The organism is Halomonas getboli (genome assembly GCF_023094245.1).
Lineage (GTDB): Bacteria > Pseudomonadota > Gammaproteobacteria > Pseudomonadales > Halomonadaceae > Halomonas > Halomonas getboli.
This window is the reverse complement of record NZ_JALMEW010000009.1, coordinates 36,948-47,447: the sequence shown is the minus strand read 5'-3', so window position 1 is coordinate 47,447 and position 10,500 is coordinate 36,948. Positions and strand designations below refer to the sequence as shown.

At 71.3% G+C, this 10,500-nt stretch carries 10 protein-coding genes; 3 read left to right on the top strand and 7 right to left on the bottom strand.

Features of this window, described 5'->3' with window-relative positions:
• Nucleotides 1-33 precede the first annotated feature (33 nt).
• The 5 genes from MYL53_RS15720 to MYL53_RS15700 form a co-directional block, all read right to left on the bottom strand.
• Nucleotides 34-474 (bottom strand): nuclear transport factor 2 family protein, encoded by a 441-nt coding sequence (locus MYL53_RS15720; protein ID WP_247854898.1) that lies wholly within the window; start codon nt 472-474, stop codon nt 34-36.
• A gap of 78 nt (nt 475-552) precedes the next feature.
• Nucleotides 553-1,968 (bottom strand): deoxyribodipyrimidine photo-lyase, encoded by a 1,416-nt coding sequence (gene phrB / locus MYL53_RS15715; RefSeq protein WP_247854896.1) that lies wholly within the window; start codon nt 1,966-1,968, stop codon nt 553-555.
• Between the two features lie 12 nt (nt 1,969-1,980).
• Nucleotides 1,981-2,892 carry a MerR family transcriptional regulator gene (locus MYL53_RS15710; protein WP_247854894.1) on the bottom strand — a complete coding sequence of 304 codons (912 nt, stop codon included), beginning with the start codon at nt 2,890-2,892 and terminating at the stop codon, nt 1,981-1,983.
• Between the two features lie 95 nt (nt 2,893-2,987).
• Nucleotides 2,988-3,362: a sirohydrochlorin chelatase gene (locus MYL53_RS15705; protein WP_247854892.1), complete on the bottom strand. Its 375-nt coding sequence runs from the start codon at nt 3,360-3,362 to the stop codon at nt 2,988-2,990.
• Nucleotides 3,359-4,414, bottom strand: a complete 1,056-nt coding sequence (locus MYL53_RS15700; protein WP_247854890.1) for an NAD(P)/FAD-dependent oxidoreductase — start codon at nt 4,412-4,414, stop codon at nt 3,359-3,361. The genes MYL53_RS15705 and MYL53_RS15700 overlap by 4 nt, the downstream gene beginning before the upstream one ends.
• 107 nt (nt 4,415-4,521) lie before the next feature.
• On the opposite strand from MYL53_RS15700, the gene MYL53_RS15695 reads away from it, so the two are divergent.
• Nucleotides 4,522-5,427, top strand: coding sequence for a TIGR01777 family oxidoreductase (locus MYL53_RS15695; protein ID WP_247854889.1), 906 nt, complete (start codon nt 4,522-4,524; stop codon nt 5,425-5,427).
• Nucleotides 5,428-5,655: 228 nt separating this feature from the next.
• Here the strand turns inward: MYL53_RS15695 and rapA are convergent, their stop codons facing one another.
• Together rapA and MYL53_RS15685 are read right to left on the bottom strand one after the other, a co-directional pair.
• A complete protein-coding gene (gene rapA, locus MYL53_RS15690; protein WP_247854887.1) occupies nt 5,656-8,595 on the bottom strand; it encodes an RNA polymerase-associated protein RapA in 2,940 nt (979 codons plus the stop codon).
• 138 nt (nt 8,596-8,733) lie between these two features.
• A complete protein-coding gene (locus MYL53_RS15685; RefSeq protein WP_247854885.1) occupies nt 8,734-9,540 on the bottom strand; it encodes a TlpA disulfide reductase family protein in 807 nt (268 codons plus the stop codon).
• 118 nt (nt 9,541-9,658) lie between these two features.
• Between MYL53_RS15685 and MYL53_RS15680 the strand changes: the two genes are divergently transcribed.
• Together MYL53_RS15680 and MYL53_RS15675 are read left to right on the top strand one after the other, a co-directional pair.
• Nucleotides 9,659-9,889, top strand: coding sequence for a hypothetical protein (locus MYL53_RS15680; protein ID WP_247854884.1), 231 nt, complete (start codon nt 9,659-9,661; stop codon nt 9,887-9,889).
• A gap of 131 nt (nt 9,890-10,020) precedes the next feature.
• Nucleotides 10,021-10,473, top strand: a complete 453-nt coding sequence (locus tag MYL53_RS15675) for a universal stress protein (protein ID WP_247854883.1) — start codon at nt 10,021-10,023, stop codon at nt 10,471-10,473.
• The last annotated feature ends 27 nt before the right edge of the window (nt 10,474-10,500 follow it).

Sequence of the window (10,500 nt, the reverse complement as noted above, 5' to 3'; positions counted from 1 at the left end):
CGGTTTCAGCCGTGTGGCTCGAGGCCTGTGGCCTCAGCCTCCCGCGCGACGCTTGAGCCAGCGGATCGCCGTGCCCAGCAGCGGCAGCCGTTCGTAGAGCAGGGCGCCGGCGTCGAAGTAGTCTCGGTGTTCCTTTACTCGCCCCGATCCGTCGTCGGCGAACACCAGCCGCGAGGCGCCCTCCACCGCGATCTCCCGGCCGCCATCGAGGCGGTGGTGCGCCAGGTGCATCGTCCAGGTCACGAGGGCGACGTTGTCGTGGCGCTGGCGCTCGTGGAAGGTGAACCGGCACGCCGTGACGTTCTCGTACAGGGCGGCGAAGTAGGCTTCCAGGGCCGGCAGGCCGTCGATGCGGTGCAATGGGTCGGTGAATGCAATGCCTGGAGTATATATCTTGTACAGATTTTTTGTACAGGATTTGTCTAGCTTGTTGTAGAAGGCGCAGAAGGCCTCCAGGTCCGGGTCCGGTGACATGACGGCCTCCTGGGCAGCGTCGTGAGGTGAGAGGGGGTAAGCGAGAGGTGAAGAGGTGGTCGGGAATGGCTGCCCGCTTCAGGAAGCGGGCAGGTTCTTGAAGGCGTCCAGCGCCCGGGCACGGGCGGCCCTGTGGTCGACGATGGGCGCCGGATAGTCGACGCCGCTCAGCAGGTCGCCGCCCGGGGCGTGGCGGGCCTTGGGCGACAGCTCGGCGAGCTCCGGCAGCCACTCGGCGAGGAAGCGGCCGTCCGGGTCGAAGCGCTGGGACTGGGTGGTGGGGTTGAAGATGCGGAAGTAGGGCGCGGCGTCGGTGCCGGTGGAGGCCGCCCACTGCCAGCCGCCGTTGTTGGCGCCGAACTCGCCGTCGACCAGGTGGCGCAGGAAGAAGGCCTCGCCGCGGCGCCAGTCGATCAGCAGATGCTTGGACAGGAACATGGCGGTGACCATGCGCAGCCGGTTGTGCATCCAGCCGGTGGCGACGAGCTGGCGCATGGCGGCGTCGACGATCGGGTAGCCGGTGCGGCCCTCGCACCAGGCGCGGAAGCCGGCCTCGTCGTCGCGCCACGGTAACGCCTCGGTGTGACGCTGGAAGGCGCGATGGCGGCACACCCGCGGGAAGCCGGTGGCGATGTGCTGATAGAACTCGCGCCAGATCAGCTCGCCGACCCAGGCGGTGAGGCCGGCGTCACCGTCGGCCAGGGCGCCGTCGTTCTCGGCCATCACCGCCTGCATGCACTGGCGATGAGAGATCATGCCCAGCGCCAGGTAGGGCGAGAGCTCGCTGGTGCCGCGGATCGCCGGGAAGTCGCGCTGGTCGTCGTAGTGGCGGCCGCGAAAGCGCAGGAAACGCTCCAGGCGGTCCGCGGCCGGGCCCTCGCCGGCGGGCCACAGGCGGCCGTCGATCGGCGTGTCCTCGAGCTCGGGCAGCTCGGGTATCGGATCGGCGTCGACCGGCAGCCGGTCCTGGGGCTCGGGCGCGTCGTGCAGCGCCAGCCGGTCGGCGGTGATCGCCTTGTGCCAGGCCTTGGCGAAGGGCGTGAAGACGCCGTAGAAGTCGCCCTTGCCGGTCAGCAGCTCGCCCGGGGCGAAGGCCACGGCGTCGCGATGGCCGTGGGCGGCCAGGCCGGCGTCCTCGAAGGCCTCGATCACCGCGGCGTCGCGGCGCGCCTCGTCGAGGGGATACTCGCGGTTGAAGTGCAGCGCCTCGGCGCCGAGCTCCCGGGCCAGATCGAGCAGCGTCGCCGGGGCCTCGTCGAAGCGCGCGATGTCGCGATGCAGCAGCGGGATGTTGAGGCCGGCCAGCGACTCCGACAGCGCGGCGACGCCGCGCCGGAGGAAGTCGAGCTTGTTGGCGCCGTGGCCGTGCTGCTGCCACTGGGGCAGGCAGCGCAGGAAGACGCCGATCACCGGGCCGCGGCGGGCCGCGGCGGCCAGGGCGGTATTGTCGTGGATGCGCAGGTCGCTGCGGAACCAGACCAGGGTCGGGGGCATCGGCGTCTCCGTTCAGGCGGCTTGGGTCAGGGATTGCAGGCGCGTCATGGCGTGGCTCAGGTCATCGCCGAGCAGTTCCACGCCGGAGGCCTCGAGGTCGGCCGCGCGGATGCGCGCCACCGGGCCGCACAGCGCCACCGGCACCTCGAGCTGCTCGGCCAGGCGCGGCAGCTGGCGGCGGATCAGGTCGGCGCGCTCGGCGCGGCCGCTGGCCAGCAGCAGGGCGGTGGCGTGGAAGCGCTCCACGGCCAGCGGCAGCTCCTGGGGCGGCAGCGCGGCGTCGAGCCATTGCACGCGATAGCCGCGATCGGCGGCGGCCAGGGCGGCCAGCAGCCCCCACAGCGGGCCGTCGTCGGGCAGCGGCACGATCAGCAGCGTGGTCTCGCCGGCCTGGGCGTTGGCGTGATACAGCCGGGTGCCGATGCGGGTTCGCAGGAAGGCCTCCAGGGTGCGGCGCTGCAGATCGGCGCCCAGGCGGTCGTCCCAGCGCTCCTCCAGCTCGCGCAGTACCGGCTGCCACAGCTCGTCGAGGCAGGTGGTGACCGGGTAGAGCGCCAGCGCCTGATTGAACAGCGCCTCCAGACGCTCGAGATCGAGCGCCTCGACGGCGGCCGTCAGCTGGCGGCGCTGGCTGTCCCAGTCGCCGGCGGCGGGCGGCGGCGCCTCCACGGTCTCGGGCTGTTCCAGCAGTTCGCGGACCTGGCTGACGGGCACGCCGCGGTTGAGCCATTGCAGGATGCGCTCGACGCGGGCGATGTCGTCCTTGGCGTAGAGTCGGTGGCCCTTAGGGGTGCGCCTGGGCTGGATCAGCCCGTAACGGCGTTCCCAGGCGCGCAGGGTCACGGCATTGACGCCGGTCAGGCGCGAGACTTCGCGAATCGGATAGAGCGGCGCATCGGCCGGATGGTTCGCCTGATCGCTCATGCGGGCCTCTGCCTCGGTGGTGAGATCGGTAACGGAAGGGGTGTGGCTTCAACCACCAATTTTGTACAAAAGGTGGCCGATGTACAACACGGCCCTCAGTCGCTCTCGCCGGCCCGCTCGGCGATCACCGCCGCCAGGGCCTCGACGAAGGCCGGGTGCTCGCCCACCGGCGGCAGCAGTGTCAGCTGTACCTCGGGGTGCGCCTCGCCCAGGGCCTCGACCTGGCCGGGCACGTCCTTGCGCAGGTGACGACCGGCGGCGAAGAACAGCGGCAGGATCTCGGCGCGCTCGACGCCCTCGGCCGCCAGTTCCGCCACCGTGTCCTCCAGCGAGGGCGCGCAGATCTCCATGTAGGCCAGGCGCAGCGGGGTGGAGAGCCGGGTGGAGAGCTGCTCGGCGAGGCGCTCGAAGGGCGCGCGCCAGTTGGGGTCGCTGGAGCCGTGGGCCATCAGGATCAGGGCATTGCTCATGTCGGGAAGTCTCCGCGGTCGGGAAGGGAATGGCGATGGCATAGCGCCTCGCCCAGGTGGTGGCCGGACAGCCAGGCGTCCTCGATGCGTCCGCCGCGCCAGCCATCGCCGCACAGCGCCAGGCCGGCGCCCGTCAGGCGGAAGTCAGCGCCCGGCGCCGGGGCGGCGGGTTCGGCGTAGCGCCAGCGATGGGCGCCCCGGGCCTGGACCGCCGGCAGGGTGGCGGCGGGCCGGAGCGTCTCGAGGGCCCGGCGCAGGACGTCGAGCAGGGCCTCGGCCACGGCCTCGGGGCTGTCCTCGAGCCGGCGCTCGCTCCAGTCGAGGTCGGCCAGCAGGGTGATGAGCTCGGGGGCACCCTCGCGGCCGGGCTTGGTGCGGTGACGGACCACGTGCTTCAGCGGTCCGTCGTCGAACTGCAGCAGTGGCCAGCCGGCCTCGGCCCCGGGCAGCGCGAGCGGTGCCTCGAGACGCGCCCAGACCGCCCAGCAGGCGCGCTGTGTCACCTGCCGGCATGCGGCCGCGAGTGCCGGCGCATGGGGCGCGATCAGGCCCTCGGCCTGGGGCGCGGGCAGCGCCAGGCTGACCGTGGCGAAGGGGCCGTAATTGGCGCCGCGCTCGTCGACGAGCCGCCAGCCGTCGCTTTCGCGCGTGAGCGACACGATGCGGGTGCCGGCGCGCAGGTCCAGGCCGCGGGCCAGGTGGCGCGTGACCGCACTCATCCGCGGCGAGCCGGTGTAGCGCGGCTGGCCATCGGCCCGGCACATCGCCTGGCCGCCCTCCAGCTTCCACAGCGCCTCGGGCCAGGGCGCGGCCACGCCGGCCCGCACCCAAGCCTCCACCCGCTGCCGGAAGGCCGGATGGGCGGCGCGGAAGCTCTGGGCGCCGAGCTCGATGCTGGCATCCTCGAGCCGGCGGCTGGACATCCGCCCGCCGGGGCCGCGAGCCTTGTCGAACACAATGACGTCGTGGCCGGCATCCGCCAGCGCACGGGCACAGGCCAGGCCGGCGATACCGGCCCCGATCACGGCATGGGAAGAGGGCGTCGAGGTCATGTCGGGCTCATGCAGTCAACGGGGTTTACCGCTAGACTAACAGACGTGTACAAAAGCTGTATAACACTTGCTCGGCGCCATCCAGGGAGAGCGGAAAGGAGACCGGAATGCGCATACTGATCAGTGGAGGCAGCGGTTTCGTCGGCCAGGCCCTGTGTCGACGACTGACCGCGGACGGGCATCGGGTACAGGTGGTGTCGCGGGACCCGGCCCAGGCCCGACTGCGGCTGCCGGAGGGCGTCGACGTGCGGCGCTCGGCGCTGGACTTCGTCGACACGCCGCCAGAGGCGCTGGTCAACCTGGCCGGCGAGCCGATCGCCGGCAAGCGCTGGAGCGAGGCGCAGAAGGCGCGGCTGCTGGATTCCCGCCTTGGCGCCACCCGCGAGCTGGTGCAGCTCTGCGAGCAGCTGAAGGCGTCCCACGGCCAGGCGCCGTCGGTGATGGTCTCGGCCTCGGCCATGGGCTACTACGGCGACCAGGGCGAGACGGTGGTCACCGAGGAGACGCTGCCCCACGACGAATTTGCCCATCGACTTTGCCGGCAGTGGGAGGAAGCCGCCGAAGGGGTGAAGGCCTTCGGCACTCGGTTGGCGATCCTGCGCCTGGGGCTGGTGCTGGATGCCGGCGGCGGCATGCTGCAGCGCCTGCTGATGCCCTTCAAGCTGGGCCTCGGCGGGCGCCTGGGCGACGGCACCCAGTTCATGCCTTGGGTGCATCGCCAGGATCTGGTGAGCGCCATCCTGCTGCTGCTCGAGCGCAGCGATCTGGAGGGCGCCTTCAACGGCAGCGCCCCGCACCCGGTCACCAATGCCGTCTTCACTCGCCTGCTGGCGCGGCATCTGCACCGCCCGGCGCTGCTGCCGGTGCCGGCCAGGGTGCTGGAGATCGGCCTCGGCGAGATGTCGCGGCTGCTGTTGACCGGTGCCGACATGCGCCCGGCGCGCCTCGAGGAGGCCGGCTTCGAGTTTCGCTTCCCGACGCTGGAGGATGCCCTGACCGATATTCTCGGCTAGCGGTTTCTGGCGTGAAACCAAGAGCCCCCGTCGGCAGGCTGCCGGCGGGGGCTCTTGGTATTGAAAGGCCGATTGCGTCGGGATGAGCTTTCGGCGCCAAGGCGTCACGAGGGCGCTATGAACCCATCCTTGGGCGCTTCTTTGGCCATTCATGGCCAAAACCCCTCGCGCCTCCTTGTCCCCAGCGCTCATGTCAGTTGCGGTGGCGATGGCTCGAAGGGCTAGGGCCTAGCGGGAGTTTTCGTCGATGGTGACGATGACCCGCACCGCGTCCAGCCGCAGCCGGGTGCCCTCGATGGCGGCGTCCAGGGCGGCGCGCTCCTCGCGCAGCGCGGTCAGCTCGTCCTCGCGCACCGCCGGGTTGCGGCGGGCCAGGGCCTCCAGGCGGGTCAGCTCGGCGTCCAGCGCCTCGCGCATGCGGGTCTGGGCGGCCTCGACGATGCTCGGCAGCTCGCGTTCGGCTTCGGCCTCGGCGCGGTCGAGCAGGTCGCGGAGCTGCTCGTGGCGGCTCTTGATCAGGTCGCGGGCGGCGGCCTTTTTGACCTTCTGCAGGTTCTTGGAGAGCCCGGTGAAGGACACCTTGGCGGTCAGGTTGGCGCCGGACTCGTCGAGCAGCACGCGCACCGCGGTGGGCGGCAGGAAGCGGTTGAGGTGCAGCCGCTTGGGCGCCGGGCAGTGGGTGCGGAACACCAGCTCGGCCATCAGCCGGCCGGCGGGGATCGACGGATGCTTGAGCAGCGCCAGGGCGGTGTTGCCCATGGTGCCGTCGAGGATGCGGCCCATCATCTCGCGGGTCAGCGGGTGCTCCCAGGACAGGCGCTGAACGTCGTCGCGGCCCAGGGCGCGCTCGCGAGAGAAGGTGGCCGAGAAGCCGTCCTCGCCCTTCACCAGCCCCGGCAGGCCGTCGAGCATCTGCGGGCCGGGCTTGAGGTGCTGGATGTCGTTGCCGATGTCCCTGGCATCCACGCCGAAGATGTCCAGCGCCTGGTCGATGTAGCGGCGCAGGGCGCGGTCCTCGTCGAGCTCGCGGATCGCCTCGATGGTCTGCTCGGCGCGCTCCGGGCGGCAGGCGTTGAGCTCGAGCAGGCGGTTGCGGCCGGCGTCGCGCTCGGCCATGCGGCGGTCGAAGAGCTCGCGGGTGTCCGCGACCACCTCGTCCAGGCTCTCCTCGTCGAGCAGGGCGTCGGCCAGGGCATCGCCGAAGGCGTCGAACAGCTCGCCGCCCAGGCCATGGGGCGCGCTGAAGGCGTCCATGCCGTCCTGATACCAGCGCAGCAGCTGCTCGCCGGGGCTGGCGGCGAACACCGGCACGTGCAGCTCGATGGCGTGGCGCTGGCCGATGCGGTCGAGGCGGCCGATGCGCTGCTCGAGCTGGTCCGGATGCAGCGGCAGATCGAACATCACCAGGTGACGGCAGAACTGGAAGTTGCGGCCCTCGGAGCCGATCTCCGAGCATACCAGCACCTGGCAGCCGTCCTCGTCGTCGGCGAAGGCCGCGGCGGCGCGGTCGCGCTCGACCAGGGTCAGGTCCTCGTGGAACACCGGCGCCTGCACGCCGCCCAGCACACGCAGGCCGTCGGCCAGGCCCTGGGCGGTCTCGCGATCGTGGGCGATGACCAGGATCTTGTCGTCGCCGAGCTCGGTGATCCGCTCCAGCAGCCAGGTCACGCGCGGGTCGAACTGCCACCAGGGCTCGGCGTTGAGCGGGTCGTTGGCCAGTGCCTGGTACATGGTATCGAGATAGACCAGCACCTCGGGGTGGTCGAGGCCGGTCTCGATCAGCAGCTCGTCGAGGTAGTCCTCGTCGCGGGCCAGGCGGCGCAGCACCCGGCGATAGGCGGAGGGCAGCTCGAGGCGGTCGACGTGCAGGCGACGCTCGGGGAAGCCGCCGACGTGGCGGCGGCTGTTGCGGAACATCACCCGGCCGGTGCCGTGGCGGTCGAGCAGCTGTTCGCGCAGCTGGCCGCGGGCGGCGGCCTGCTGGTCGTCGCTGCTCTCGGGGTCGGCCAGGGTGGCGAGCAGCGCGGCGCTGTCGGGATCGTCGCTGACGGCGGCCACGGTCTCGCGGTCGGCGGCCTCGCCGGGCAGGCGCTCCAGGGCGTCGATGGCGGTGGCCACCTCGGCGTAGTGGTGTTCTTCCTCCTGGAAGGCCTCGAGGCTGTGGTAGCGGTCCGGGTCGAGCAGGCGCAGCCGGGCGAAGTGGCTGGCCTGGCCCATCTGCTCCGGGGTGGCGGTCAGCAGCAGCACGCCGGGCACGCTGGCGGCCAGGCGCTCCACGCAGGCGTAGCCGGGGCCGACCTCGTCGGCGTTCTCGCTCCACTCCAGGTGGTGGGCCTCGTCGGCGATCAGCAGGTCCCAGTCGACGGCCTCGGCCTGGGCCTGGCGGTGCGGGTTGGCGAACAGCCAGTCCTGGCTGGCCAGCACCAGCTGGCCGGCCTCGAAGGGGTTGCCGTCGCCCTGGGCCTGGCTCTGCTGCTCGTCGAGCAGGGTGACTTCCAGCGAGAAGCGGCGCAGCAGCTCCACCAGCCACTGGTGGGTGAGGCTCGCCGGCACCAGGATCAGGGCGCGCTCGGCGCGGCCGCTGAGCAGCAGGCGGTGCAGGATCAGTCCGGCCTCGATGGTCTTGCCGAGCCCGACCTCGTCGGCCAGCAGCACGCGCGGTGCCTGGCGCCGGGAGATCTCGTCGGCGATGTAGAGCTGGTGCGGGATCAGGTCGATGCGCGGGCCGGCCAGGCCCAGCGCCGGGTTCTGCTCGGTGCGATGGTGGTGGTGCAGGGTGCGGAAGCGCAGGTCGAACCAGTCGTTGCGGTCGACCTGGCCGGTCAGCAGGCGGTCGCGAGCCTGGTCGAACTGCATGGAGTCGGCCAGCCGCGCCTCGGGCAGCTCGCGGACCTCGCCCTGGTCGTCCTCGCCGATGTAGACGATCAGGCCGCGGGACTCCTTGCTGTCGTCGACGGTCATCTCCCAGCCCTCGGCGCTCTGGACGCGGTCGCCGCTGCCGAAGATCACCCGGGTCAGGGGGGCGTGCTGGGTGCTGTAGGTCCGGGTTTCCTGGCTGGCGCCGAAGAGGACGGTGATGCTGCGGGCGTCGCAGTTGAGGATGGTGCCCAGGCCGAGTTCGGCCTCGCCATCGCTGATCCAGCGCTGACCGGGAGAGAAGTCGCTCATGATGCCTCGGGGGATGCTAGGGATCTGGTCTCGTGCCGCGGGCCACACCCGACCCTCGGCGACAGGGCGCGGTATCTTACAGCAATCCCCGGCGCGGCTTAAGAGGCGCCTTGCCCTTTACTCTTCGTAACTCGCACCTCACTCCTCACCGTCATCCAGCCACCCGTCCAGCGTCGCCCGGGTGAGCTCGCCGACGTGGCGTTCCCGGGTGCGGCCCTCGGCGTCGAACAGCAGGGTGGTCGGCAGGCCCGGAGCGTCGCTCTCGACCATCAGCGACTGGCGCGGGTCTAGCAGGGCGTGCTCGAAGGCGAGGCCCTGGGCGTCGAGGTAGCGCGCCACCGGTAGCAGGTCCTCGCCCTGGTTGACCACCACCACGGTGACGTCGTCGCGGGCGTCGGTCTCGGCGAGCAGCGGCAGCTCGCGGCGGCAGGGCGGGCACCAGGTCGCCCACAGATTGACGATGACCGGCTGGCCGCTGAGCTCGGCCAGATCGACCGGCTCGCCCTCGAGGTTCTCGAGCGTCAGCTCGGGCAGGGCGCGCGGCGTCATACCGCTACCCAGCGGCGCCCAGCTCATCAGCGCCAGCCAGGCCAGGGTGGCGCCGACCGTCAGGCCCTGGGCGCCGAGCATGGCAGCCAGGCGGTCGCGCAGCACCCAGGCGCTCCAGGCCAGGGCGGCGACCAGGCCGAGCCACGGATGATAGCCCGGCAGCCACAGCTTCAGGGCATCCAGGGGGGAGGCCTCGTAGGCAGGCAGGTTCAGCGCCACGTGGCCTAGCCGCGCGCCCACCAGCCAGGCGATGATCAGGCCGTTGAACCAGCGGGCTCGGCGGGCACGGGGCAGGCGCAGCGTCAGGGCGGCCACGATGAGCAGCAGCACGGCGCTGACCAGGGCGTAGAGGCGGGGCAGGGGAAGCAGCACGGGCCCGAGGGCGATGGCATCCATGGGTGTCGGGCTCTCTCGAAGCAGGGTCGGCGCGTGGGGCCGGACCGGGTACACTGGGGAAATTATCCTCGCCAAGCCTACTGTCGGCGGGCGGGGCTGTCATCCAGCGGGAGCACTCATGGCACGTCAGGCCTTCGACACCCTGCGGGCCCTGGCCATCGCCAGCCAGGCCCTGGGCTTTATCCTCATCATCACCCTGGAGACCGTGCTCGGCGACGCGGCGCGCCCGTGGCAGGGGGCGACCCTCGCCGCCATGGTGGTGGCCGCGCTTTGGATCGCCCTGGTGCGGCTCTATCGGCGCAACAAGGCGCGCAAGGCCATGGCGCGTCGCCTGGCTGACGACGACTGAACTCCGTCCCGCGGGCTTGATGCTCATCAAGTCCGCGGGCGATCCTCGGCCGCCTGCCGCGCCAGCGACTAGGCTGGAAGGACAGCGGGAAGCGGAAGGCTTCCCTCTCGATCCGCCTGCAGGAGGCCATCATGTATCAGTCCATCCTCGTGCCCGTCGACGGCTCCGAACACTCCGCCAAGGCGCTGGGCGTCGCGGCGCAGCTGGCGCGGGGCTCCTCCGCGTCGCTGACGCTGCTGACCGTGGCCGAGTACCCGCCCGGCAACATGGGGCTGTTCACCGGCGGCATGCCCGAGCCCTTCACCACGGAAAACTGGGACGAGATCGCCGATTCGCTGAAGGCCGACGCCGACGATGCCTTGCAGAAGGTCCGCGACGCCGTCGACCTGAGCGGCCTGGAGGTCGAGTCGGTGGTGCGCCAGGGCACGCCGGCCGAGACGATCCTCAAGGAGGCATCGCAGCGCGGCGTCGACGCCATCGTGATGGGCAGCCGCGGGGTCAGCGACATGCACGGCATGATCTTCGGCAGCACCTCGCACAAGGTCAGCCACGTCGCCGAGTGCTCGGTCATTACCGTCGCCTGATGCCCGGACGATCGCCGCGCGTCGGCT